This window comes from Streptomyces sp. x-80, assembly GCF_046549095.1.
GTDB lineage: Bacteria > Actinomycetota > Actinomycetes > Streptomycetales > Streptomycetaceae > Streptomyces > Streptomyces celluloflavus.
The window spans coordinates 50,864-75,155 of the sequence record NZ_JAJPWM010000028.1; the positions used below are offsets into that span (position 1 = coordinate 50,864).

The window sequence follows — 24,292 nt, forward strand, 5'->3', positions numbered from 1 at the left end:
GCCGGACAGTGCGCCCGCCGCGGACCGTCAGCCGTCGCGCGGCAGCAGGCCCGCCTCGGCGGCGCGCACCCCCGCCTGGAACCGCGAGGTCGCGCCGAGCAGCGCCATGATGTCCGCGACATGCCGGCGGTAGGTGCGCACCGACATCGCCAGTTCCCGGGCCGCCGTGTCGTCGCTGACGCCGTCCCGCAGCCGGACCAGCACCTTGCCGGCCGCCTCCGGCCAGTTCCGCTGCCGGAGCCGCAGGTACTCCTCCACTTCCGTCGCCCCCTGCCAGACGGTGTCGAAGAGCGAGCGCAGGCTCGCCACCACGGACGGCGCGCGCACGACGGCGGCGGCGCCCGGACCGGTACCGCCGGTCCGCAGCAGGGCGACCTCGCCGTCGGCGATGACGGCGGTCAGCGGGAGCAGCCGGGCCATCCGGACCTCGGGCCGCACCGTGTCACCGTCGTCCGAGAGCGCGGCCAGCAGGGCGCATTCCGACGACAGCGGCACCGCGCACCGCCATGCCTGCGGGGTGCACAGGATGCGGGGTTCGGGCGCCGTGGTGTACGGCGGCAACGCCTTGCTCAGGGCCGCGATGACCGCGCCGTTCACCTGCGGGAGCCCGGCCAGCAGCACCTCCACGCTGCCGACCGCCCGGGACATCAGCGCCCCGGCCGTGGCGCCGAAGGCTTCGTGGTGCGGTTCCACGACGGTCACCTGCGCGTTGCTCGCGGTCTGGTCGCGCCGTCTGGCGGCCAGCGCCGCCAGCAGTTCGCGCACCTCCATGAGATCCCGCTCCATGTCCTTCGTCCCCGGCAGCACCCGTGCTCTCCTTCCTCACAGCAACCGTGACTCGGCGGCGCGCACGCCTGCCTCGAAGCGGGTACGGGCGTCCAGGCAGCGCATGATCTCGGCCACGTGGCGCCGGTAGGTGCGCAGCGAGATCGCCATCTCCCGGGCGGCGACCGCGTCGGTGGCCCCCAGGCGCAGCCGCTGGAGCACCTGGCGCGCGACCTCGCTGTGCAGGTATCCGTCCAGCTTGCGGCTGTCGGCCCACGGCTGCGCCGCGGCCCAGGCACTGTCCACCAGGCGGCTCAGGGACCGGACCGTGGCCTCGTCTCTGACCAGCAGGCCCTTCGCGGCGGCGGCATCGTCGGCGGCCGCCTCGGACCACACCAGAGCGGTCCGGCCGTCCACCACCACGGTCGGGGTGAGGGCGCAGCCGGCCGCGCGGACTCCGGTGCGCTCGGTGATCCGGGGCGGCAGCCATATGGGGAGACGCCCCGCCACCAGCAGTCGGGCGGTGAGCGGTGGCCGGTCCGCGGCGGCCGAGCGCCGCTCCAGCGCGTCCCGCAGCACCGTCAGGAGTTCCGGGCTGCCGGGGAGGGCCGCGGCGACCGTCCGGCGGGCGCCGCCCACCACATGGGCGACCAGTTCCTGCGGCGCGGCGAGGGCCCGTGCCGGCAGTGCGGTCAGCCGCTGGTCGGGCAGGGAACGCAGCGCGGAGACGGCGGTGTCGACCAAGTCCCGGGTGTGCAGCAGGACTTGCTCGACCGGGTCGGCGTGCGGCGCCGCGGCGGGCTGCCGTGCCGGACGGGCGGGCGGGGCCGGGAGCGGGCCCGTCTCCTCGTGCGTCAGGGACGCCTGCTCCCCGCTCACCGGCCCATCACCACCGGCCGCACGGACGGGTGTCGAGAGGGGGGTAAGTGGTCCTGGCGGGGGCCGGTGCCCTCGCCCGGCGACCGGTGCGCGAGCCGGCCGACTGCGGGCCGGGGTCGCCCCGGCGGGCCCGTCGGCCCCTCCGGCCTTCTTGCCACGAGAAACACCCCCGCACCCCGGTGCACCACGGCGTGGTGCTTGCCTGCCTCGTTCCGGCCCGGCACCCGGGCGACCGCGAAGCGGCCAACGAGTTGGTCCTCTTGAGCAATCGGTCGCAATATACCGCACATGCGTTCTGACTGGTGAGGGGTTGATCACCGACTGTCGCCCCGCACCGCACCGGCGCGGGTTCGACAGTGACCGGCCGTCAGCTGCCGCCCACGGCCCGCGACTTGCCGGACTCCGGGGAGCGCCGCCGGACTTCAGGGCCTCCCCCGGTACAGCTCCTTCGCGATGAGGGAGCGCTGCACCTCGGTGGCGCCTTCGTAGATCCGCGGCGCGCGCACCTCGCGGTAGAGGTGTTCCAGCAGATGGCCGCGGCGCAGTGCGCGGGCACCGTGGATCTGGACGGCCGCGTCCACGACGTACTGCGCCGTCTCGGTCGCCAGCAGCTTGGCCATCGCCGCGCGGCGGGCGATCTCCGGGTCCCCCGTGTCGTACGCGGCGGCGGCCGCGTACACCAGGAGACGGGCGGACTCGACGCGGGTGGCCATCTCGGCAAGCTGGTGGCCCACGGACTGGAGGTCCTTGAGCGGGCCGCCGAACGCCGTGCGCGCACCCGCGTACGTCAGCGCTGCGTCCAGCGCGGCCTGCGCCATGCCGACCGCGAAGGCGCCCACGCTCGGCCGGAAGAGGTTCAGGGTGCGCATCGCGACACCGAACCCGCGGTCCACCTCACCGAGCACATCGGCGCGGGTCACCGGCACCCCGTCGAACTCCAGGGTGCCGATCGGGTGCGGGCTGAGCATGTCCACATGACTGCCGGTCAGGCCCGGCCGCCCGGCGGGCACCAGGAAGGCGGTGATGCCGCGGGCGCCGGGCGCGCCGCCGGTGCGGGCGAAGACGGTCGCGAAGTCGGCCTCGGGGGCGTTGGAGATCCAGCACTTCTCACCGGTCAGCCGCCAGCCGTCCGCGCCGTCGGGCTCGGCGGCCAGGGTGAGCGCCGCGGCGTCCGAACCGGCGCCCGGCTCGCTCAGCGCGAAGGAGGCGACCGCGCGCCCGGCGGTCACCTCCGGCAGCCAGCGGGCCCGCTGCGCCGCGCTCCCGGACTGGACGATCGGGTAGGCACCCAGTCCCTGGAGCGCCAGCGCGGTCTCGGCCTCGGTGCACTCCTGCGCGAGGGACTCCCGCAACAGGCAGAGATCGAGGGCGCGCAGCTCGCCTTCGGCGGGGAACATCCGCCGCAGCAGGCCGAGTTGGCCGAGGGCGGCGACCAGCGGACGGTTGACCCGGCCCGGCGTCCCGCCCGCCGCCAGGGGACGCAGCCGCTCGGCCGTCAGCGTGCGCAGCTGCGCGCACCATTCCCGGTCGTCCGGTCCCAGCGCGAATGCGGTCACGAGGCGGCTCCCTGGTAGCGGTCCTCTGTCGCGATCTGTTGCCTGCCGTCACGAACACGTTACGCTGGCGGCGGATCCGTACGGCAGTTCCCGGCCGGTTCCCGCACCGGCCGGGCCGGCTGCTCCGCCCGGTCCGGCCCCTTCTCGTACCGGCCTCCAGAGTCCCCCATCCCTTACCCGGCCGCCCGTCGGCCACCTCGGCGCAAGGGGGCGCTTGTCCATGGAGCCACGGTCCTCGGCCCACACCGACACCTTCACGCGCGACCGGCTGCCACCCCCCGGGCAGTGGCCGCACCTCACCGATCTGGGCTATCCGGACCGGCTGAACTGCGGCACCGAGCTGCTGGACGCGACGATCGGGCGGCTGGGCCCCGCCCGGCCCGCGATGCGTGACGCGAACGGCCCCGTGTGGTCGTACGGGCAGCTGCGCGACCGGGTCGACGCGATCGCCCGCGCCCTCACCGACGACCTGGGGGTGCGGCCGGGCAACCGGGTGCTGCTGCGCGGCCCGACCACCCCATGGCTGGCCGCCTGCTGGCTGGCGGTGATGAAGGCGGGCGCGGTCGCGGTGACCGTACTGGCCGCGCACCGCCCGCCCGAACTCGCCACGATCTGCCGGCTCGCACGGGTGCGGCACGCGCTGTGCGACGCCCGCTCCGTCGCGGACCTGGCGCGCGCCGGGGTCCCGGGGCTGCGGATCACGGTGTACGGCGGGGACGGGCCGGACGATCTGCGGCGGCTGGCCCGGCGCCGCACCGGGCCGTTCGAGGCCGTCGCGACGGCCGCCGACGATGTCGCGCTGATCGCCTTCACCTCGGGCACGACCGGCCGCCCCAAGGGCTGTATGCACTTCCACCGCGATGTGCTCGCCATCGCCGACACCTTCTCCGCGCAGGTGCTCCGGCCGCGCCCCGACGACGTGTTCGCCGGCAGCCCGCCGCTCGGTTTCACCTTCGGCCTCGGCGCCCTGGTCGTCTTCCCGCTGCGGGCCGGCGCCGCGGCCCTGCTGACCGACTGGCGCGGACCGCGGCAGCTGCTCGCCGATATCGCGGCGCACCGGATATCGGTGCTGTTCACCGCGCCGACCGCCTACCGGGCGATGCTGCCGGAGCTCGCCGGGTACGACCTCACCGCGCTGCGCCGGTGCGTATCGGCCGGCGAGCATCTGCCGGCCGGCACCTGGCGGTCCTGGTACGACGCGACGGGCCTGCGGATCATCAACGGCATCGGCGCGACGGAGCTGCTGCACATCTTCGTCGCCGCCGCCGACGACGCGATCCGGCCGGGCACGATGGGGCTGCCGGTACCGGGTTTCACGGCGCGGGTGGTGGGCGCGGACGGCCGGCCGGTGCCGGACGGGGAACCGGGGCTGCTCGCGGTGCGCGGCCCGACCGGCTGCCGCTATCTCGCGGACGCCCGGCAGACGGAGTACGTACGCGACGGCTGGAACATCACCGGTGACACCTGCGTCCGGGAGCCCGACGGCTACTTCCGGTACCTCGCCCGCGCGGACGACATGATCGTCTCGGCCGGGTACAACATCGCGGGCCCGGAGGTCGAGGAGGCGCTGCTGCGGCACCCCGGCGTGACCGAGGCGGCGGTGGTCGCACGGGCGGACGCGGAGCGCGGGCAGGTGGTCGTGGCGCATGTGGTGCTGCGGTCCGGCGTCCCGCGGGGCGCGGCGACCGTCGCCGCGCTGCGTGCCTTCACCAAGTCCGAGATCGCGCCGTACAAATGCCCGCGCGAGTTCGTCTTCCACACCGCCCTGCCGCGCACCCCGACCGGCAAGCTCCAGCGTTTCCGGCTGCGCACCGGCGCCCCGGAGCGCGGCGGACCCGCTCTAGAGTGAGCCGGTGAACGACCGGCAGACGCAGCGCACCCCACGGTCCCTGATCGTCACTTTCTACGGCGCCTACGGGCGCGGCGGACCGGACGGCCCCGGCACGGCGGCCGGCCCGGTGCCGGTCGCCGCCCTGATCCGGCTGCTCGGCGTGGTCGGGGTGACACCGCCGTCGGTGCGCTCCGCCGTCTCCCGCCTCAAGCGCCGCGGACTGCTCGTCGCGGCGCGCACGCCCGCCGGGGCCGCCGCGTACGGTCTCTCCGACGCGGCCCGCCAGCTGCTGGCGGACGGCGACCGGCGGATCTACGGCCGCCCGGCCGCGCGGCTGTCCGACGGCTGGGTACTGGCCGTCTTCTCCGTCCCCGAGGCAGAGCGGCACAAGCGCCATCTGCTGCGCTCGCGGCTGTCCCGGCTGGGCTTCGGCACCGCCGCGCCGGGCGTGTGGATCGCCCCCGCACACCTCTGCGAGGAGACCCGGCACACCCTGGAACGCCTGCAACTCTCCCCGTACGTCGATCTGTTCACGGGCAGCCACGCGGGTTTCGAGCCCACCGCGCGGTCGGTGGCGCGGTGGTGGGACCTGGATGCCATCGCCGCACAGCACCGCGCCTTCCTCACCGCGCACGAGCCGGTCCTGCGCCGGTGGACGGGCCGGGGCAAGGTGCCGCCCGAGGCCGCGTACCACGACTATCTGCTGGCCCTGGACGCCTGGCGCCGCCTCCCCTACGCGGACCCCGGACTGCCCTCTCCCCTCCTGCCCGAGGACTGGCCGGGCGGCCGCGCGGCGGAGGTGTTCGGCCAGTTGCACACCACACTGCGGTCGGCGGGCGCCCGTTACGTGCGCGGCGAACCCGGCCGCGCCACGGGTGCCGGCTGAACCGCGGCCGCCTCAGCGGCGGCGCTGCTGCGGTGCGCCGGCGGTGGCCGGCCGGGGCCGGGCGGCGGCGATGACCGAGACCACGTCCTTGAAGGAGCTGCACATCCGGGTGCCGGCGACCGCGGCCAGCTCACCGAAGGTGCCGATGCCGTACGTCACCGCGACCGGCTCCATGCGCGCGGTGACCGCCATCCGCATGTCGCCGACGGTGTCCCCCACGTACGCGCTCTCCCAGGGTGCGACCCCCAGCCGGCCGGCCGCCCGCAGCACCATCTCCGGGTGCGGCTTGCCCCGCCTGACCACGTCCTGCCCGATGACCGGACCGACCAGGTCGCGGATGCCCATGACGTCCAGCAGCGCCTCGGCGCTGCGGGTGGTCTTGGACGTGGCGACGGCCAGCTCGACACCGTGGGCGCGCAGCGCGGAGAGCCCGGCCGTGACGCCGGGGAAGAGCAACTGCGGCCCCTGGCACAGGACTTCGTAGGAGAACAGCTCGCGGTAGCGGGCGATGGCGGCCTGCACCCGGCCGTCGTCCTCCGGCCTGCCCAGCAGCCGCCCGAAAGCCTGGCCGGGCGGGCGGCCCATGGCGGCGGCGGCCTGCCGCGCGGTCACCGAACAGCCCTGCTCCGAGGCCACCTTGACCAGCAGCTTGCTGATCGGGGGCTGGGTGTTGGCGAGGGTGCCGTCGAGGTCGAAGACCGCGGCCCTGATCGTCTCGCCGCCGGCACCGCGCACGCCTCGTGCAGGACGCTCGCCGACTTCCGCTGATACGCGCATGACTGGAGACCTTTCCGGATTCCGAATGGATGCAGTGGCTCTGATGACGTTGCCGGCTCGGCTGGTTCGGGCGGCTGGCGGTCGGCGGCAGACGGAGGCAGAGGCGGTCTCGCCAGGGCGCACCGCTGTCCAAGGGCGGCGCGCGACCGTCAAGGCGGCTGGCACGGAAGGGATCGTCCCGTTTGCCGCCTCCGCAGATTTAAAAACCGCCTGCGCTGTTTGTCAATGCGCCTTGGTCACACCGTCCCGGGCGGACCGCACCGCCCCACAGCCCTTGCCCGACCGCGCCGATCCCGGCCCTGTACACCTATTGACGGCCGATCCGACGGTCGATCACTTCACGACAGGCCGACGGGCATCCGGCCATTCGCCGGGAGCATAGCGAACCGCATGGTTGGTTTTCTATGTACACTCAGCTCGCAGCCGTACCAGAGAGCAGCCGCACTAGAGACGGGACGGACACCGTGCCCACGCAGCATCGCGCCATCCAGAGCCGCCAGGCGCTCATCCGCTCGGCCGCCGAGACCTTCCTGGAAAAGGGCGTGCCCGCCTCGGGCATGGTCGAGATCAGCCGACGGGCCCGCCTGAGCAAAGGGGCGCTCTACTTCCACTTCACGTCCAAGGACGATCTGACCCTCGCGGTGCGCGACGCCGCGCTCGGCACACTCCGAGGGGTCGAGGACGCCTTCACCCGCTCCCCGCAGCCGCTGGCGACCGCCGTTCAGGACTTCGCGGTCGCGCTGTTCGACCAGGTGGAATCCGACGCGGTGCTGCGCGCCGGGCTGCGGCTGCGGCCGGAGACCGCGCCCGGACTCGACATCTACGCCCTGGAGCAGCGCTGGTACGCGCTCTTCCTCGACAAGGCGATGACCTGCGAGCCCGGCGAGCGCCTCGGGCCGGACGGGCAGCAGCGCCCGGACAGTGAACCGCGGCGCACCGCGCAGCTGTTGACGTCGGTCGTGGTGGGTCTGCTGCACCTCGGCGGCGAGGACCGGTCGTGGTGGGACAAGGAGGCCGTCGTCGGCCTGTGGGCGCTGCTGTCGGGCATGTCCGGCCGGGAGGCGGCGGCCGGTATCCCGGCGCCGGCCCAGATCCCGGCCGGCTGACCCGGCCCGTCACGGCCGGCGGCCCGGCAGGGCGGTCGCACCGCGCGGCCCGGCGGCACCGGCCGGCCGCCCCGGCGTCAGATCTCGACCAGCACCGCCCCGATGTGCCGTCCCTGCGTCAGCTCGCACAGGGCCCGAGGCGCCTGCTCGATCCCCCGCAGCACGGTGTGCGGGAAGACCAGCGAACCGTCCCGCAGGCCCTGCCCGAACTCCTTCGTCCACTCGGCGGGCACATCCGGGTGGGCATGCAGTCCGAACCCACGCAGCGCGACCCGGCGGGTGATGATCAGCCCCGCGTCCAGCCCGACCACGGAGGAGGCACCGCCGTCCCCGCCCAACTGAGTGGAGAGCGCGCCGACCAGTGCGAACCTTGCGTCGGCGCGGGCCACCGTGAGCGCCGCCGCGAGCTGTTCGCCGGCCACGGTGTCCAGCAGTACGTCGATTCCGTCCGGGGCCGCCCGGCGCAGCTGTTCCGCGATCGGCCCCGCCCCCCGTACGACCGTGTCGTCATATCCCAGCTCGGCCCGCAGCCGGGCGGCCTTGTGCGCGGATCCGGTGCTGCCCACGACCCGGCCCGCGCCCAGCCGCCGGGCGATCTGGCCGGCCAGGGTGCCCACCCCGCCGGCCGCGCCGGTGACGAACACGGTGTCCCCCGGCCGGACCTCGGCCGCCCGGCGCAGCGCGCCCCAGGCGGTCGCGCCCTGCGACAGATGCGCCGCGGGCGATGGCAGCGCGGCCGGGTCGAGCCGCCGCAGCCGCGCTTCCTCGACGACGGCGAATTCGCGCCAGCCGTACGGATGCTCCACGAGCTCGCCGGGCGCGAAGCCGCCGCCCGGCGCCGCCACGACCTCGCCGACCGCCGCACCCCACAGTGCCCGGCCGGGCTCGAAGGACGGCATCGGCAGCCGGACGCCGGTCATCCGCGTACGCATCGCCGCGGTCACCGCCATCAAGCGGGTGCGCACCAGTACCTGACCGGGCGCCGGTTCGGGCACCGGTACCTCGGCGACAGTGAAGTGACCATCGGTCAGCTCGCCCCGGACGTGGTGGGCGAGCCGCACCTCCCGGTGCATGGCGGGGACAGCGTCGGGGGACATCGGACAGCTCCTATCACACTTGGTGGCGGGGCACAGGATCACGCCACCGGACACTCGCTTGGTTGAATACCGCATGGTTGGCTTCTTTATGATGCGGAAACCGAATCCGCGGCCACCGGCAGCGGGTCATACGGACACAACAGCTCCAAGAAACCATACGGAGGACGATCGGTGGCCAAGCAGGAACGCGCAGTGCGCACGCGACGTGCCGTCATCGAAGCAGCAGCCCACGTCATCGGCACACGCGGGTACGAGGCCGCCACGATGGCAGAGATCATCCAACGTGCCGGGGTCACCAAGGGTGCCGTCTATTTCCACTTCACCTCCAAGGACGCCCTCGCCCGCGCCGTCATCAAGGAGCAGACCGAGCCGTTCCTCCCGCCGGTCAGCGACTCCCGCTTACAGGATGCGATCGACTTCACCCACCAGGTGGCACAAGGGCTGCGTACCGATCCGCTGTTGCAGGCGGGTACGCGGATCGCGGTGGAGACGACGTTCAGCGACGACCCGCTGGTCCCGTACCAGGCGTGGACCGACATCATCACGGACCTGTTCAGCGAGGCCCGGGAGAACGGGGAGTTGCTGCCGGCGGTCATGCCGGAGCGGGCGGCCGAGTTCTTCGTCTCCGCCTATATGGGGGTGCAGTTGTTCTCGCGGGCCGCGACGGATCGCGCCGATCTGCCGGAGCGCGTCACCACCCTGTGGCGGCACACCTTGCCGGGTCTGGCCTCACCCGGTGCGCTCAGCCATCTCGACCCGCACGGCCGCAATATCGAGATCACCGTCTGACCTGCGCCGCCCACAGTCCCTCCGGCGGAAGAACGGCCCGCGCACAGCAGTAGAAAACAGACCGTGTGGTTTGTATCTTGGTGCGCGGGCCGACACCGAGGTCCAGCCCGCCAGGGCGCCGAGAGCCCGCCCATCAGAAAGGGACTCCATGGCCAGCGCAACCCTTACCTCGTACCCCCGTACCCGCGACAGCGACGACGCGAGCAGGTCCGCCGACGAAGGCCGGCCGCCGGTACTCACCACGACCGTGCCCCGTGAGTACGTCCACCGCACCGCCGTGTCCGAGGTGTTCCTGACCGACTGGCGGCACGACGGCGGGGACAGCTGGGTGGTGAACGCCCAGTGGCCGCGGGCGCACAGCTTCTACGGCCCGGTGAACGGGCTGCACGATCCGGTGCTGCTGGTCGAGACCGTGCGCCAGGCCGGGATATTGCTCAGCCATGTGGCGCACTGCGTACCGCTGGACCACCCGATCATCTGGCAGCAGGTCCGCTACCACCTCGCCCCCGAGGCGCTGCGCGCGGCCGAGGCGCCGGCCGAGGTGCAGCTGCATGTCACCGACCACAACCTGGTCCGGCGTGGCAAGCGGCTGGTCAGCGCCCGCCAGGTGTTCCGCATCGTGTGCGACGGCGCCGAGCTGGGCACCGCGATGCTCGACTTCTCCTGCCACAGCCCGGCCGTCTACCGCCGGCTGCGCGGCGAGTACAGCGATCTGGCGCTCGCCAACGCCCGGCGCCTGTCGCCGCCGGACGCCGTCGCCCCGCAGCTGGTCGGCCGGGAGCGCACGCGCGATGTGGTGCTCTCCCCCACCGACGACACGGACCGCTGGCAGCTGCGGGTGGACACCTCGCATCCGGTGCTCTTCGACCACCCGGTGGACCACACCCCCGGCATGCTGATGATCGAGGCCGCCCGGCAGGCCGCGCAGGCGGCGACGGACGGCGGCACACTGCCCGTCACGATGGAGTGCTCCTTCGAGCGGTACGCCGAGCTGGACACACCGAGCTGGGTACGGGCGCACACCACCGGCCGTGACGAGGACGGCCGGGAGCAGGTCGAGGTCGGTATCGAGCAGGGTGGCGCACCGGTGCTCACGGCGCGGGTCACCAGCCTGCCGACGTCCTGACGGGCCCGTCGCCCGCCCCTGAACGGCCCCGCCCCGCTGCTACCGGCCTCCCCGTCACCGCAGCGTGAGGCGGGGTTTCGGTGCGTCGGTGCGTCCGGTGGGCGGTCTGCGGCTGCCCGCCCGGTAGGGCGGCGGCCAGGGGGCGCCGGGTCCCGTATAGCCCTGTTCCGCGGCCGCGTGCAGCGTCCAGTGCGGGTCGTACAGATGCGGCCGGGCCAGCGCGCACAGGTCCGCGCGCCCGGCCAGTACCAGGGAGTTGACGTCGTCCCAGGAGGAGATCGCGCCGACCGCGATGACGGGCACGCCCAGGGTGTTGCGGATGCGGTCGGCGTACGGCGTCTGGTACGAGCGGCCGGTCTCGGGGTGCTCGTCGGCGACGACCTGCCCGGTGGAGACGTCGATGGCGTCGGCGCCGTGTGCCGCGAAGGCCGCGGCGATGGCCACCGCGTCCTCGGCCGTGGTGCCGCCCTCGGCCCAGTCGGTCGCGGAGATCCGGACCGTCATCGGGCGGCCGGCCGGCCAGCGGGCACGGACCGCGTCGAAGACCTCCAGGGGGTAGCGGAGCCGGGCGGCCAGGCCGCCGCCGTAGGCGTCGGTGCGGTGGTTGGTGAGCGGGGAGAGGAAGCCGGAAAGCAGATAGCCGTGCGCGCAGTGCAGTTCGAGCAGATCGAATCCGGCGCGGGCGGCGGACTCGGCCGACCGTACGAACTGCTCGCGTATCACGGCGAGTTCGGGCCCGGTCAGGGCGTGCGGGACCTGGTTGACGCCGCGGCGGTAGGGCAGCGCCGAGGGGGCCACGACGGGCCAGTTGCCCGCCGGGAGCGGCTGGTCGATACCGTCCCACATCAGCCGGGTGGAGCCCTTGCGTCCGGAGTGGCCGAGCTGCACGCCGATGGCGGTGCCGGGGGCGTCGGTGTGCACGAAGTCGGTGACCCGGCGCCAGGCGTGCTCATGGCCGGGGGTGTACAGGCCCGTACAGCCCGGGGTGATGCGGCCCCGGGGGCTGACGCACACCATTTCCGTCATCACCAGGCCGGCCCCGCCCAGCGCGCGGGCCCCCAGATGGACGAGGTGGAAGTCGCCGGGGGTGCCGTCGCCGTCCACCGCGGAGTACATGTCCATCGGGGAGACCACGACCCGGTTGCGCAGCGTCAGCCCGCCGAGCCGGAACGGCGTGAACATCGGCGGGGTACCGGCCGGGACGCCGGCCTCCTCGGCCACCGACGCGACGAACTCCGCGTCCCGCAGCCGGAGATTGTCGTGGGTGACGCGGCGGCTGCGGGTGAGAAGGTTGAAGGCGAACTGGTGGGGCGGCTGGTCGGCGTAGGCCGTCAGGTCCTCGAACCAGGTGAGGCTGGCGCGGGCGGCGCGCTGGAGCGAGACGACGACCGGGCGGCGCTCGGCCTCGTACGCGGCCAGCGCGTCGGGCAGTGCGGGGTGCTCCGTCAGGCACGCGGCGAGCGCCAGGGCGTCCTCGACGGCGAGCTTGGTGCCCGAGCCGATGGAGAAGTGCGCGGTGTGCGCGGCGTCGCCGAGCAGCACGATCCGGCCGTGCGACCAGTGCTCGTTGACGACCGTACGGAAGGCGGTCCAGGCGGAACGGTTGGAGCGCAGCGGGTGGCCGCGCAGAGTGGGGGCGAACAGGTCGGCGCACCACCGGGCCGAGGCGCGTTCGTCGAGGCGGTCCAGGCCCGTCCGCCGCCAGACCTCCTCGCGCATCTCGACGATGACGGTGCTGGCGCCGGGGCCGTGCGCCGGGCGGGCGTAGGGGTAGCCGTGCAGCTGGACGATGCCGTGGCCGGTCTCGGCGGTCTCGAAGCGGAACGCGCCGAAGGCGAAGTCGGCGGAGAGCCAGATGTAGCGGCAGCGGTGGGTGGTCAGCCGGGGGTGGAAGACCCCGGCGTGCGCGGTGCGGGTGGTGCTGTGCACCCCGTCGGCGGCGATCACCAGGTCGTGGTCGGCGGCCAGTTCGGCGGCGGGCGGTGCGGCGGTGCGGAAGATCAGCCGGACGCCCAGCGCACGACAGCGCTCGTGCAGGATCTCCAGCAGCCGGCGGCGGCCGAGCGCGGCGAAGGCATGGCCGCCGGAGGTCAGGGTGCGGCCGCGGTGCACGATGTCGATGTCGTCCCAGCGGACGAGCTCCGTCTGCAACGCGCGGTGGACGACCGGGTCGGCGCTCTCGATGCCGCCGAGGGTCTCGTCGGACAGGACGACGCCGAAGCCGAAGGTGTCGTCCGGGGCGTTGCGCTCCCAGAGGGTGATCTCCCGGTCCGGGTCGAGGCGTTTGAGGAGGGCCGCGGCGTAGAGCCCGCCGGGGCCGCCGCCCAGGATGGCGATCTTCCGCACGGGCTCCGCCACCCCGGACATCTATTTCCCCTGCCACTCGGGCGGGCGCCGCTCGGTGAAGGCGGCGTGGAACTCGGCGTAGTCGGCGCTGTTCATCAGCAGCGCCTGGGTGGCCGCGTCCAGTTCGACGGCGGCGGCCAGCGGCATGTCGAGTTCGGCGGTGAGCAGCGCCTTGGTCTGGGCGTGCGCGAGCGCGGGGCCCTCGGCGAGCCGCCGGGCGAGCGCCGCGGCCGCCTCGTCGGCCCGGCCCTCCTCGGTCAACTCGCTGATCAGGCCGAGCCGTTCGGCCTCCGGTGCGCGCACCGGTTCGCCGAGCATCAGCAGCCTGGTGGCGTGGCCGAGGCCGATGACGCGGGGCAGCAGATAGGCCGCGCCCATGTCGCCGCCGGACAGCCCGACCCGGGTGAAGAGGAAGGCGAAGCGCGCCGAGGGGTCGGCGACCCGGAAATCGGCGGCCAGCGCGAGCACCGCGCCGGCGCCCGCCGCGACGCCGTGCACGGCCGCGATCACCGGGAAGGGGCACTCCCGCAGCGCCCTTACGACCTGGCCGGTCATCCGGTTGAAGTCCAGCAGCTGGCCGGTGTCCAGCTCCAGCGTGGCGCCGATGATCTCCTCGACGTCACCGCCGGAGCAGAAGCCGCGGCCCTCCCCGCCGAGCACCAGGGCGCGTACCGAGCGCTCCCGGCTCAGCTCCGCGAGCAGGTCGCGGAGGTCGGCGTACGCCTCGAAGGTCAGCGCGTTGAGTTTCTCCGGCCGCGCGAGGGTGACGGTGGCGACGCCGTCGTCCCTGGTCACGCGGATGTGTTGCCATGCGCCGGTGGTGCGAGCGGATCCTGCGAACGGGCTCATGGGCGGTCTGCCCCCTTCAGCCGGACGGCTGGTGCCTGCGTCTGCGTCTGCCTGCGGTGCCTTGCAGTTCCTTGTGTCTGTCTGCTCTGCGCTGCGCACGTGCCTGCTCTTCGAAGTTATCACCGCTCTATGACTGTCGTCATGGGCACGCGATACGCGAACGGGGGGGGCGGGGACGGGCCGCGGCGGGGGTGGTGGGGCCGCGGAGGCGGGCGGGGGTGCGGAGGCGGGCGGGGGTGCGTGAGCAGGCGGGAAGGTGGGGGGTGGGGCGGTGTGGGGTGGGGCGCCGAGCCTGGGTCGGCCTTGCGGTGGCGGCATCGGCCGGGGGTGGCGGCGGCCGGGCGGGGGTTTCGCCCTGCCTGCCGGGGCGGGCCTCGCCGTGCCTGCGCCTGCCGAGCGAGGGCCCGCCGCGCCGCTCGTCGGCAACGCGGCCACGCCGCCACTCGGCGCCCCGGCCACCCGGTTATGACGCCCCTCGGCCATATGGCCGTGCGGGCGGGGCTGCGGCCCTACGGTCGTGCGGGGGGGGTGCGGCCCCACGGTCGCGCGGGGGGGCGGCCCTACGGCCGTGCAGGGGGGGCGGCCCCACGGTCGTGCGGGAGGGGTGCGGCCCTACGGCCGTGCGGCCCCGTCGGTCCTGCATCGATCCGGCGCTGCGGAACCCGGCGATGCAGCGATCCGGCGCCGCGGCACCCGGCGACGTGACGACCCGACAATGCGACGACCCGGCGACGCGACGACCGGCAGATCCCGCCATCCGAAGGTCCCGCCCGCCCGATGACTCAGGTCCCGGCGTTCCCGGCCGCCCGCCTCTGCCGGGCTCCGTACCCGCTTCCTACGGTTGAGCCATCTGACCTGGTCTTCTGCGAACGGACAGCGCCATGCCGGAAACGTCCCTCCCCACCTACTGGCGGATCGGTCTGCCGCGCTCGGCGGCGGCCGTCCCCCTCGCCCGCGCACTGGTCCGTACCGCCCTGCTGGACCTGCGGGCCCCGGCCGACGACGACACCGTGGAGCGGCTGACCGCCGACCTGGTCACCGACGCCGTCGCCCACGCCCCCGGCGCGGACCCTCTGGCGCTGGTGATGGAACTCCTGCCGGCCGACCGTCCGGCGGAGGCGCCCGACGGCGAACCGGCACCCGCGGACGGACCGTCCGCCGCGCCGCCGCCGGACGGACCCGTCGCAGGCGCGGCGGACGGCCGCGGCCTGCTCCTGATCCGGACGCTCGGCCCGGCCGCCGGCGCCGGTGCGGCGCCCTACGGCAAGGCCGTGTGGTTCACCCTCGCCGAACGTCCGCTGCCGTGCTGCCGCTGACCGGCCCGGCCTCGTCCGGAGCGTCGTCTGCCGGTGTCCGCGGGGTGGTGCCGAGGCGCGAGTGGCGGCGGCCGTAGCGCGCGTAGACCAGGGCGCCGACGGCCAGGAAGCCGGCGAACTCCAGCCAGGTCACCGGGCCGGTGCCGTAGATCAGGTAGCCGCAGAAGGCGATGCCCAGTACCGGGCTGAGCGGGAAGAGCGGGACGCGGAACCGGCGCGGCAGATCGGGACGGGTGCGGCGCAGCACCATCACGCTGACGTTGACCACCGCCATGATCGACAGCGTTCCGATGGTCGTCAGGTTCATCACCACGTCCAGCGGGACGACGGCGGCCGGGATCGCGAAGGCGACGGCGACGATCCAGGTGCCGGCGACGGGCGTGGACGTCCGGGGTGAGATCCGCTCGAAGACCCGCGGGATCAGGCCGTCCCGCGACATCGACATCAGGATGCGGGTCTGGCCGTACATGACGGCGAGGACGACGGACGCGATGGCGACGACGGCGCCGAAGGCGATCACACCGCCGCCGAAGGCCGACTCGGTGACGCGGTTGACGATCAGCGAGAGCGCGGCAGGCTGGCCGGCCACCTGGTCGGCGGAGAGCGCGCCGATGGCGCCGACCGCGACCAGGCAGTACAGGACGGTGACCACGCCGATGCAGATCATGATCGCGAGGGGGATGTTGCGCCGCGGGTTCTTGACCTCCTCACCGGCCGTGGTGATCGCGTCGAAGCCGATGTAGGAGAAGAACGCGACCGACGCGCCGGAGGTGATACCGGCGACGCCCTCCGGGGCGAACGGTGTGAGGTTCCCGGCCCGGAACGCGGTGCAGGCGATCCCGCAGAACAGGATCAGGATCGCGATCTTCAGCACGGCCATCGCGGCCGTCGCGCGGGCGCTCTCCCGGATGCCGCGGACCAGGAGGAGCGCGGCGAGCAGCATCACGACGACGGCGGGGATGTTGACGATGCCGCCGTCGCCCGGCGGGCTGGACAGCGCCGCCGGCAGCTGCCAGCCGGTCAGGCTGCCCAGCAGTTCGTTCAGGTACTGGCCCCAGCCGACGGCGACCGCCGAGACCGAGATGCCGTATTCGAGCAGCAGGCACCAGCCGACGAGAAAGGCGGTGCGCTCGCCGAGGGTGGCGTACGCGTAGGAGTACGAGCTGCCGGAGACCGGTATCGCACCGCCCAGCTCCGCGAAGGAGAAGGCGGTGAAGACACAGGTGACGGCCGCGAGGACGAAGGAGACGATGACGGCGGGCCCGGCCTGGGCGACGGTGTCGGCCAGGCCGACGAAGATGCCGGTGCCGACGATCGCGCCGATGCCGAAGCACACGAGCTGGAAGAGCCCCATGGTGCGCTTGAGGCCGTGGCCTTCGCGGTCCGCGCCGGATTCGGCGATGAGGACGTCGGGGGACTTGACGCGCAGGGCGGACAGACCCGCAGGAGCTGCGGCGCGCAGCGCCTCCGTGGGGCGGTGGCGGGCGGCGGGCGGACGCATGGGGTGGTTCTCTTCTCTGGTGGTGCGGTGTGCGCGGCGGGGGTGGCGCCGCACACGGAGCGGGGTCCGGACCGGTGGGCCCGGACCCCGTGAGCGGCTCGATGGTAGCCGCTCCGACTGCATGATCGCCCATTGAGACGTATGACTATGCGGTGCCGCCGGGCGCGGCTCCGTCACCGGCCATCGTCGCGACCAGTACGGCCTTGATCGTGTGCAGCCGGTTCTCCGCCTCGTCGAAGACGACGGAGTGCGCGGACTCGAAGACCTCGTCCGTGACCTCCAGCGACGTCAGGCCGTGCCGTTCGTGGATCTCCCGGCCGACCGCCGTACCCAGGTCGTGGAAGGCGGGCAGGCAGTGCAGGAACTTCACCGCCGGCTTCCCCGTGGCGCGCAGCACGTCCATGGTGACCGCGTACGGGCCGAGCAGCGCGATCCGCTCGTCCCAGACCTCCTTGGACTCCCCCATGGAGACCCAGACGTCGGTGGTGACGAAGTCCGCGCCGCGCACGCCCTCGGCGACGTCCTCGGTGAGCGTGATCCGCGCACCGCTCCCGTCGGCGAGCGCGCGGGCCTGCGCGACGACCGGCTCGGCGGGCCACAGCTGCCGGGGCGCGACGATCCGCACATCCATGCCGAGCAGCGCGCCGGTGACGAGGTAGGAGTTACCCATGTTGTTGCGGGCGTCACCGAGGTAGGCGAAGGCGATCTCCGCCGGCGGCCGGCCCTCACCGTGCTCGGTCATCGTCAGCACGTCGGCGAGCATCTGGGTCGGGTGCCAGTCATCGGTCAGGCCGTTGAAGACGGGCACGCCCGCGTGCGCGGCCAGCTCCTCGACATCCGCCTGCCGGCTGCCGCGGAACTCGATCCCGTCGAATATCCGGCCGAGGACCCGGGCGGTGTCCTTCACCGACTCCTTGTGGCCCATCTGCGAGCCGGCGGGGTCGAGGTAGGTGGTCGACGCACCCTGGTCCGCGGCCGCGACCTCGAAGGCGCAGCGGGTCCTGGTCGAGGTCTTCTCGAAGATCAGGGCGATGTTCCTGCCGCGCAGGCGGGCGACCTCGGTGCCGGCACGCTTGGCGGCTTTGAGCTCGGCCGCCAGGTCGATCAGTCGGCGGAACTCCTCGGCGCTGAAGTCCAGCTCCTTGAGGAAGTGGCGGCCCGTAAGGTCTATCGCCATGAGTGGGCTCCTGATTCGCGGCATTCGGGGACGAGGGGTGGAGGGGACGGCGGACCGGGACGGCCCGCCGAACACTGGAAGTGTATACGACGGTCCGCATTTCCATACGAACCGAGATCTCCCCAACCGGTGGTTCTCCCCACAGAACTTCCCACGGAACTCCCCACGGAACTCCCCACCGGACGGAGCGGCCGCCCGCCCCGCGGTGACGGCTCACCCCACACCCGGCACGGCGTCACGTACCACCGGGCAGCTCATACAGCGCGGCCCGCCCCGCCCTCTGCCCAGCTCGCTCCCGGGGATCGTGATGACCTCGATGCCCCGCTTGCGCAGAAACGTGTTCGTGGTGACGTTCCGCTCGTACGCCACCACCACGCCCGGCTCGACGGCCAGCACATTGCACCCGTCGTCCCACTGCTCACGTTCCGCCGCGTGCACATCCTGGGTCGCGGTGAGCACCCGGATATCGGTCAGGCCCAGGGCGGCCGCTATGGCACGGTGCATATGCTCCGGCGGATGGTCGGTGACCTTGAGATCCCGCTCTCCCGAGCCCGGTTCGATGGTGTACGAGCGCAGCATGCCCAGGCCCGCGTACTGCGTGAAGGTGTCCCCGTCGATCATGGTCATGACGGTGTCCAGGTGCATGAAGGCCCGCCGCTTGGGCATGTCCAGCGCCACGATCGTGCGCGCCGAGCCCGCCGCGAACAGTCCGCGGGCCAGCAGCTCCACGGCCTGCGGGGTGGTCCGCTCGCTCATCCCGATCAGCACCGCGCCGCCGCCCATGACCAGCACGTCACCGCCCTCGATCGTCGAGGGGAAGTCCGCCTGCCCCTCCGACCAGACGTGGAAGTCCTCGCCACGGAAGAGCGGATGGTGCCGGTAGATCGCCTCGTAGTGCACGGTCTCGCGCTGCCGGGCCGGCCAGCGCATCGAGTTGATCGACACGCCGTCGTAGACCCAGGCGGAAGTATCACGGGTGAAGAGGTGGTTGGGCAGCGGGCCCAGCAGGAAGTCGTCCAGATCCATCACATGGAAGCGGACCGAGGTCGGCTCGGGGTACCGCTCCAGGAACTCACGCTTGGTCATGCCGCCGACCAGCGCCTCGGCGAGCTCGGGCACCGGCAGTTCGTCGAAGGCCGCCCGGATGTGGTCGGTGGCCAGCGGCCCGTACTCCTTCTCGTCGAAGACCCGGTCCAGGACCAGCGTCCGCGCCGCGGGGATGCGCAGGCTCTCGGCCAGCAGATCCCCGAAGAGGTGCACGTCCACGCCCCGGTCGCGGAGCACATCCGCGAACCCGTCGTGCTCGGCCCGCGCCCGGCGCACCCACAGCACGTCGTCGAAGAGCAGAGCGTCCTTGTTACTGGGCGTGAGCCGCTTCAGCTCCAGATCGGGTCGGTGCAGAATGACCCGGCGCAGCCGCCCGGCCTCGGAGTCGACATGGAATCCCATCTCCCCATCTTGGCCGCTTCCGGCCGCCCGCGGACGGCGTCGGGCGGATGAGATCACGAATTTCGGAGGGATGGGCTGTGCGGTATCGGGGGCGGGGGCGGTGGTATCGGGCCCGGCCTCGGCTGCGTCGGGCTTCGCGGTGTCGGGGTCAGCGGTATCGGATCCGGGGGGCGGCGGACTTCTCGGTATCGGGCTGGGCCGCTGCGGGTCCCGAGGTGGCGGACTTCGCGTATTGAGCTCGGCCGCATCGGACTTCGCGGTGTCGGGCCTACGGTTACGGGCTCGGCGGTTACGGGGCCCGCACCCGCCACGGTGCGCCACGTCCACGCACACCACCTCGATACCCGGCATGCGCGCCACACAGGAGCTGAGCCCGAACCGTCTCCCTCAACGTCCGTGTACCCGAAGGTCGGCAGGTCCGGTGAAACCCACGACAAACGCTGTCGGCAAATGCTGTCGGTCGACAAACGCTGTCGGCGGACACCAACGAAACCACCCCCGCCTCGGACTGGACCGAACCGGACGGGACGGGACGGGACGGGACGGGACGGAACCCTCACTGCTGAACTGCCGTGGACCACGGGACGTTCCGGACGTGATGAGCCCAGGCCGCCAGGACCGTCAGGACAGCGGCCGCACCCCCCAGCGCCATGACCAGCGCCGAGGAGGAATGGTCGACCACCACCCCGCCGACGAGCGCACCGAGGGAAATGGTGGCTTGGAACGATGCCGTGAAGAGGACAGCGGATGCCTCAGGCGAGCCGGGCGACGCTTTGGTGAACCAGGTCTGCGAGCAGACAGGTACGGCCCCATAGGCAACACCCCAGACGGTCAACAGCCCCAGCGCCCCGAGATCCCACTTGCCGAGGACCGGAAGCAGCAAGGTCGCACCGGCGATCATCGCGGCACCCGCGGCGAAGGTGGCCCGCGGGTAGCGGACCACAGCCGATCCGCCCAGGAAATTCCCGACTATTCCTGCCGCTCCGTAGACGAGCAAGAAGACCGTGATGAGACCGGAACTCAGATGAGTCACCTGTTCCAGAAAGGGAGTGACATAGGTATAGGCACCGAAGTGGGCGAGCACCACGAAGAAGGTCATCACCAGGGCGAACCGAGTGTTGACACTCCGGAGCATACTGCCGAGCACATTCAGGCGGGTTACCCGTTCGGCAGGGAGGGCGGGGACAGTCAGGAGCAGCATGACGAAGACGCAGAGTGTGAAGAATCCCATGGCAAGAAATGTGGTGCGCCAGCCGGCGATATCTCCGATGAGAGTGCCCAGCGGTACCCCGAGCACGGAGCCGAGAGGCACCGCGGAAAAGATCACGGAGGTCGCCCGGCCCACCGATTGTGCGGGTACCAGCCGGCCGGCCAGCCCGGCGCCGATGGACCAGAAACCGCCGATGGTGACCCCGACCATCACGCGGGAGACCAGGACCAGCCAGTACCCTGACGCGACCGCGGCCAGGAAATTCGCCAGCGCCAGCACGAGGACGAACGCGCCCAGCATGAGTCGACGGTCAATTCGTCCAGTGGCCACGGTTACCAGGGGCGCTGAAATCGCGGCAAGGAAACCGGGCATGGTCATCATCAGACCAGCCATTCCGTCGGAGATGGCGAAACTCGACCCGATGGACGTCAGCAGGCCGATCGGCAGAATTTCCGTGGTGACGATCGAGAAGATTCCCGTCATCACTGATATCACGGCCAGCCAGGAGACAAGTGGAGAGCGAACCGGCGGCACAGAGGGTTCGATGGACGTAGTGGTTGCTGTGGACATGAATCCCGTCCTGAATGGGGCATCACGTGGAATGTGAGCACCAGTGCAGCAGGGACAGCAGCCATGATCCGGCGGATTTGCGACGTCAACGACGTCAACGACTGGATCTCAGGGTGATGGCGCATTCCCGCGAGGCGCCGGGCGAAGGCGCGATCTGAAACACGGCTGCCGGTCAACAGCCAGGTCGCGGAACTCGTCACGGCGGAACACACAGGACGTGCGGAACAGAGCGCGAGCCGAACGGATTCCCCGGAACCGGCCTGCCCCATCAGCGGGATCAGAGAGCCCGGGAACAGGGAGCCCGGGAAGAGAGCCAGGGAGCAGGGCGCCCGGGAACAGAGTGGAGTCGGTCAGTCATCCCTCAACTCCGGTGATCGGACGGGGCGAGGCCAGGGGACGAGGCTGATCGCCGCGGCCTCGTCCCCTCCGTCTTCGGGTTTCCCGTCCCCTTCGTCTTCGGGTTTCCTGTCGCCCTGGTACGCCGGAGCCGGGTAAGGGCCGGGCACGTACACCAGGTGGACCACGTCCGCCGCCGGGCCGAGGACATGCGTGGTGCCGCCGTACGACGTCGGGAACCACTGCGGTGTCGGGAACCTCTGCGCCTTGTCGGGGCGCTTGTGCCGCGGAAACCCGAGGCCGGTCGCGGGGCGGCCGACGCTGCCCGCCGCGGTCGTACTCAGGAACACGCGCCGCGTATCACCGCGCATACCCTGATTCCGCACCACGTTCCGGCAGCACCGGCCGCCCCCAGCCGATGGCACCAGGAACTGACGTCAGCTCAGCTGCGACTGCACCTGTGCCGAGATCAGCTCAAGGTGGTCCAGGTCATCGAGGTCCAGGATCTGGAGGTAGACCCGGGACGCGCCGATGGCGGCGTACCGCCCGATCTTGTCGACGACCTCGGCGGGCGAGCCCGCGAGGCCGTTGGCCTTCAGTTCGTCCACCTCCCGTCCGATGGCCGCGGCCCGCCGCGCCACCTCGGCGTCGTCCTTGCCGACGCAGGCCACGAGGGCGTTGGAGTACACCAGGTCGTCCCCCTTGCGCCCGGCGGCTTCGGCGGCCGCCCGCACCCGTCCGAACTGGCGCTCACTGTCTTCGAGCGAGGCGAAGGGGATGTTGAACTCGTCGGCGTACTGCGCCGCCAGCCGCGGCGTGCGCGTCGCGCCGTGTCCGCCGATCAGCACCGGCACCTTGCCCTGGGCCGGCTTGGCCAGCGCGGAGGACTTCTCCAGCTGGTAGTAGGTGCCGTCGTAGGAGAACTCCTTTCCGCGCTCGGTGGCCCACAGGCCGGTGACGATCGCCAGCTGCTCTTCCAGCCGCGCGAACTTCTCCTTGGGGAACGGGATGCCGTACGCCTTGTGCTCGTCCTCGAACCAGCCCGCGCCGAGTCCGAGCTCGACCCGGCCGCCGGACATCTGGTCGACCTGGGCCACCTGGATGGCCAGCACTCCGGGGAGGCGGAAGGTACCCGCCGTCATGAGGGTGCCGAGACGGATGCGCCGGGTCTCGCGGGCCAGGCCGGCCAGTGTGATCCAGGCGTCCGTCGGGCCGGGCAGCCCGTCGGCGTTGCCCATCGGCAGGTAGTGGTCGGAGCGGAAGAACGCGTCGAAGCCGAGGTCCTCGGTGGCTTTGGCGACCGTGAGAAGGGTGTCGTAGGAAGCACCCTGCTGGGGCTCCGTGAAGATTCGTAGATCCATACCTCCATCCTGCCCTCTCGGCGATGGGCAGACCCGCCAGGGCAAGTCGTGTGCGCCGGGTCGGATCACCTCTCGTCCACCGGTTCCTCCACCGAGATGTCCGTCCGGCCGACGCCCCGGTGGGTGACGGGGGGCGGGTGAGCATCAGGTGAGGACCCTGGTCGGTGATCTGAGGCCAGTGATCCGTGGTCAGTGACCGACGGCAGACGGGCCGGACCTGGCGGGTGGGAGCGGACGACGGGATCGGAGAGACGGGAGCGGGCGCGGATCTCGCGCGACGGGGGCGGTCCCGGCTCGCCGGTCAGCCAGGCTCGTAGGTCAACCCGGCTCGTAGGTCAGTGTGTGGTGGTCTCGACGGTGGTGGCGGAAGCAGAGGCGCGAAGAGCGCGCGGGGGCGGGTCGGGAACGCGTCGGGAACAACGGTGGCCGGGGTAAGGGCGTGGGCGTCCCGCGGCAGCGATGTCCGCGCCCGTCGGCCGGTCTCTCGCCCTGTGGGCGGGTGAGGCGGGCGACCGGTGGCGGGCGTGATCGTCGCCGGGCCGCGCCGGACTGCCGCACCGTCGGCGGCGTCCGGTGGACCTGGTCCGGAGGGACCCGTCCACATCAGGCGGGGTTCCGGTCCCGCACCTCCAGCTTTTCCAGTATTCCGGTCACGCGGTCCCTCGATTCGTCAGCCGTGTCCATGGCCTCGACGCAGGTCCAGTACATCCCCTCCTCGTCCGCCGAACACACCACACTCACCAACGCCTCGCACACTTCTCGCAGCAGTTGACGCAGGCTGGTCAAGGCGGCCTTGGCGTCGCGCACCTCGGACAGCTGGGCCGCCCGCAGGCCACCGGCCCTCAGCGGCGGGCACAGCAGTCCCCCGCTGAACCGCCCGCCCGCGTCGCCCAACCCTCGTGCTCTGGACCGCACTTCGTACGGCCCGAATATCGCGAGATGGCTGCCTATCGCTTCCGCCAAGGCTTGCGCCTGCCATGCCTCGACGATCACGTCCTGAACCGTGCTCGCCTGCGCCAGACCGCGCCGACTGGCCGCGATGATCCGCACCGCGTCCATCCGCGCCCCTCCTTCCATCGTCACTCGCACTCACCCCACAATCTTTCCACTACCCAGAGTGAGGTCCAACACCCAAAAAAGCTAGGGGAATTCGCAAATCTGTGGACAAGCAAGGCGATGTGAGAAGATCCATGACTCCGGAGAGTGACGAACGGCGAGCCCGAGCCTCTCCTACCCCTCCCATCGTCCTGTCCCCTCGAACTACGTGGCACCCACGAACCACTTGAGTCCCTGACGCCACCACAGTCGCGTCGATCGACGTGATCCCCGCCGGCATCCATCGGCGTCCGCCGGCGTTCCTTCAGC

The 24,292-nt window shown here is 72.3% G+C and carries 19 protein-coding genes; 6 read left to right on the forward strand and 13 right to left on the reverse strand.

Going from position 1 to position 24,292, the window contains the following annotated elements; all coding sequences use genetic code 11:
* Positions 1 to 27: 27 nt before the first annotated feature.
* The 3 genes from ACLJWH_RS37295 to ACLJWH_RS37305 form a co-directional block, all read right to left on the reverse strand.
* Positions 28 to 807, reverse strand: a complete 780-nt coding sequence (locus ACLJWH_RS37295) for a LuxR family transcriptional regulator (RefSeq protein ID WP_411146246.1) — start codon at positions 805 to 807, stop codon at positions 28 to 30.
* A gap of 15 nt (positions 808 to 822) precedes the next feature.
* Entirely contained in the window at positions 823 to 1,644 is an 822-nt protein-coding gene (locus ACLJWH_RS37300; RefSeq protein ID WP_411146247.1) for a hypothetical protein, read from the reverse strand.
* Between the two features lie 422 nt (positions 1,645 to 2,066).
* Positions 2,067 to 3,200: an acyl-CoA dehydrogenase family protein gene (locus tag ACLJWH_RS37305; RefSeq protein WP_411146248.1), complete on the reverse strand. Its 1,134-nt coding sequence runs from the start codon at positions 3,198 to 3,200 to the stop codon at positions 2,067 to 2,069.
* Between the two features lie 220 nt (positions 3,201 to 3,420).
* Between ACLJWH_RS37305 and ACLJWH_RS37310 the strand changes: the two genes are divergently transcribed.
* Entirely contained in the window at positions 3,421 to 5,049 is a 1,629-nt protein-coding gene (locus ACLJWH_RS37310) for an AMP-binding protein (protein WP_411146249.1), read from the forward strand.
* Positions 5,050 to 5,053: 4 nt separating this feature from the next.
* A complete protein-coding gene (locus tag ACLJWH_RS37315; RefSeq protein ID WP_411146250.1) occupies positions 5,054 to 5,917 on the forward strand; it encodes a PaaX family transcriptional regulator C-terminal domain-containing protein in 864 nt (287 codons plus the stop codon).
* A gap of 12 nt (positions 5,918 to 5,929) precedes the next feature.
* On the opposite strand, the gene ACLJWH_RS37320 is transcribed toward ACLJWH_RS37315, so the two are convergent.
* A complete protein-coding gene (locus ACLJWH_RS37320) occupies positions 5,930 to 6,694 on the reverse strand; it encodes an HAD family hydrolase (protein WP_411146251.1) in 765 nt (254 codons plus the stop codon).
* Between the two features lie 464 nt (positions 6,695 to 7,158).
* Between ACLJWH_RS37320 and ACLJWH_RS37325 the strand changes: the two genes are divergently transcribed.
* Entirely contained in the window at positions 7,159 to 7,800 is a 642-nt protein-coding gene (locus tag ACLJWH_RS37325) for a TetR family transcriptional regulator (RefSeq protein WP_411146252.1), read from the forward strand.
* Between the two features lie 77 nt (positions 7,801 to 7,877).
* On the opposite strand, the gene ACLJWH_RS37330 is transcribed toward ACLJWH_RS37325, so the two are convergent.
* Positions 7,878 to 8,897, reverse strand: coding sequence for an MDR family NADP-dependent oxidoreductase (locus tag ACLJWH_RS37330; protein ID WP_411146253.1), 1,020 nt, complete (start codon positions 8,895 to 8,897; stop codon positions 7,878 to 7,880).
* Between the two features lie 192 nt (positions 8,898 to 9,089).
* Here ACLJWH_RS37330 and ACLJWH_RS37335 point away from each other — a divergent pair, with 192 nt between their 5' ends.
* Positions 9,090 to 9,686, forward strand: a complete 597-nt coding sequence (locus ACLJWH_RS37335; protein WP_411146254.1) for a ScbR family autoregulator-binding transcription factor — start codon at positions 9,090 to 9,092, stop codon at positions 9,684 to 9,686.
* Between the two features lie 148 nt (positions 9,687 to 9,834).
* Entirely contained in the window at positions 9,835 to 10,812 is a 978-nt protein-coding gene (locus tag ACLJWH_RS37340; protein WP_411146255.1) for a ScbA/BarX family gamma-butyrolactone biosynthesis protein, read from the forward strand.
* A 54-nt stretch (positions 10,813 to 10,866) separates the two neighbouring features.
* Here the strand turns inward: ACLJWH_RS37340 and ACLJWH_RS37345 are convergent, their stop codons facing one another.
* Together ACLJWH_RS37345 and ACLJWH_RS37350 are read right to left on the reverse strand one after the other, a co-directional pair.
* The gene (locus ACLJWH_RS37345; RefSeq protein WP_411146256.1) at positions 10,867 to 13,158 is read right to left on the reverse strand and encodes a bifunctional salicylyl-CoA 5-hydroxylase/oxidoreductase; all 2,292 of its coding nucleotides are present in this window, start codon (positions 13,156 to 13,158) and stop codon (positions 10,867 to 10,869) included.
* Between the two features lie 21 nt (positions 13,159 to 13,179).
* Entirely contained in the window at positions 13,180 to 14,007 is an 828-nt protein-coding gene (locus ACLJWH_RS37350; protein ID WP_052856789.1) for an enoyl-CoA hydratase family protein, read from the reverse strand.
* 881 nt (positions 14,008 to 14,888) lie between these two features.
* Between ACLJWH_RS37350 and ACLJWH_RS37355 the strand changes: the two genes are divergently transcribed.
* The gene (locus ACLJWH_RS37355) at positions 14,889 to 15,323 is read left to right on the forward strand and encodes an ATP-binding protein (protein WP_411146257.1); all 435 of its coding nucleotides are present in this window, start codon (positions 14,889 to 14,891) and stop codon (positions 15,321 to 15,323) included.
* Here the strand turns inward: ACLJWH_RS37355 and ACLJWH_RS37360 are convergent.
* From ACLJWH_RS37360 to ACLJWH_RS37385, 6 genes are all read right to left on the reverse strand, one after another.
* Positions 15,286 to 16,824, reverse strand: coding sequence for an amino acid permease (locus ACLJWH_RS37360; protein WP_411146258.1), 1,539 nt, complete (start codon positions 16,822 to 16,824; stop codon positions 15,286 to 15,288). The two genes, ACLJWH_RS37355 and ACLJWH_RS37360, sit on opposite strands and share 38 nt — an antisense overlap.
* A gap of 145 nt (positions 16,825 to 16,969) precedes the next feature.
* Positions 16,970 to 18,001: an ornithine carbamoyltransferase gene (argF, locus tag ACLJWH_RS37365; protein ID WP_411146259.1), complete on the reverse strand. Its 1,032-nt coding sequence runs from the start codon at positions 17,999 to 18,001 to the stop codon at positions 16,970 to 16,972.
* 213 nt (positions 18,002 to 18,214) lie between these two features.
* A complete protein-coding gene (locus tag ACLJWH_RS37370; RefSeq protein ID WP_411146260.1) occupies positions 18,215 to 19,450 on the reverse strand; it encodes an arginine deiminase in 1,236 nt (411 codons plus the stop codon).
* Positions 19,451 to 20,006: 556 nt separating this feature from the next.
* A complete protein-coding gene (locus ACLJWH_RS37375) occupies positions 20,007 to 21,230 on the reverse strand; it encodes an MFS transporter (protein WP_411146261.1) in 1,224 nt (407 codons plus the stop codon).
* Positions 21,231 to 22,003: 773 nt separating this feature from the next.
* The gene (locus ACLJWH_RS37380) at positions 22,004 to 22,927 is read right to left on the reverse strand and encodes an LLM class F420-dependent oxidoreductase (RefSeq protein ID WP_381532529.1); all 924 of its coding nucleotides are present in this window, start codon (positions 22,925 to 22,927) and stop codon (positions 22,004 to 22,006) included.
* A 603-nt stretch (positions 22,928 to 23,530) separates the two neighbouring features.
* Positions 23,531 to 23,986, reverse strand: a complete 456-nt coding sequence (locus tag ACLJWH_RS37385; RefSeq protein WP_052861841.1) for a DUF6099 family protein — start codon at positions 23,984 to 23,986, stop codon at positions 23,531 to 23,533.
* Between the last annotated feature and the right edge of the window lie 306 nt (positions 23,987 to 24,292).

Coding starts and splice junctions, on each gene's coding strand:
- ACLJWH_RS37310 (WP_411146249.1), top strand. CDS start 3,421: ATGGAGCCACGGTCCTCGGCCCACACCGACACCTTCACGCGCGACCGG.
- ACLJWH_RS37320 (WP_411146251.1), bottom strand. CDS start 6,694: ATGCGCGTATCAGCGGAAGTCGGCGAGCGTCCTGCACGAGGCGTGCGC.
- ACLJWH_RS37330 (WP_411146253.1), bottom strand. CDS start 8,897: ATGTCCCCCGACGCTGTCCCCGCCATGCACCGGGAGGTGCGGCTCGCC.
- ACLJWH_RS37340 (WP_411146255.1), top strand. CDS start 9,835: ATGGCCAGCGCAACCCTTACCTCGTACCCCCGTACCCGCGACAGCGAC.
- ACLJWH_RS37350 (WP_052856789.1), bottom strand. CDS start 14,007: ATGAGCCCGTTCGCAGGATCCGCTCGCACCACCGGCGCATGGCAACAC.
- ACLJWH_RS37355 (WP_411146257.1), top strand. CDS start 14,889: ATGCCGGAAACGTCCCTCCCCACCTACTGGCGGATCGGTCTGCCGCGC.
- ACLJWH_RS37360 (WP_411146258.1), bottom strand. CDS start 16,824: ATGCGTCCGCCCGCCGCCCGCCACCGCCCCACGGAGGCGCTGCGCGCC.
- argF (WP_411146259.1), bottom strand. CDS start 18,001: ATGGCGATAGACCTTACGGGCCGCCACTTCCTCAAGGAGCTGGACTTC.
- ACLJWH_RS37370 (WP_411146260.1), bottom strand. CDS start 19,450: ATGGGATTCCATGTCGACTCCGAGGCCGGGCGGCTGCGCCGGGTCATT.
- ACLJWH_RS37375 (WP_411146261.1), bottom strand. CDS start 21,230: ATGTCCACAGCAACCACTACGTCCATCGAACCCTCTGTGCCGCCGGTT.
- ACLJWH_RS37380 (WP_381532529.1), bottom strand. CDS start 22,927: ATGGATCTACGAATCTTCACGGAGCCCCAGCAGGGTGCTTCCTACGAC.
- ACLJWH_RS37385 (WP_052861841.1), bottom strand. CDS start 23,986: ATGGACGCGGTGCGGATCATCGCGGCCAGTCGGCGCGGTCTGGCGCAG.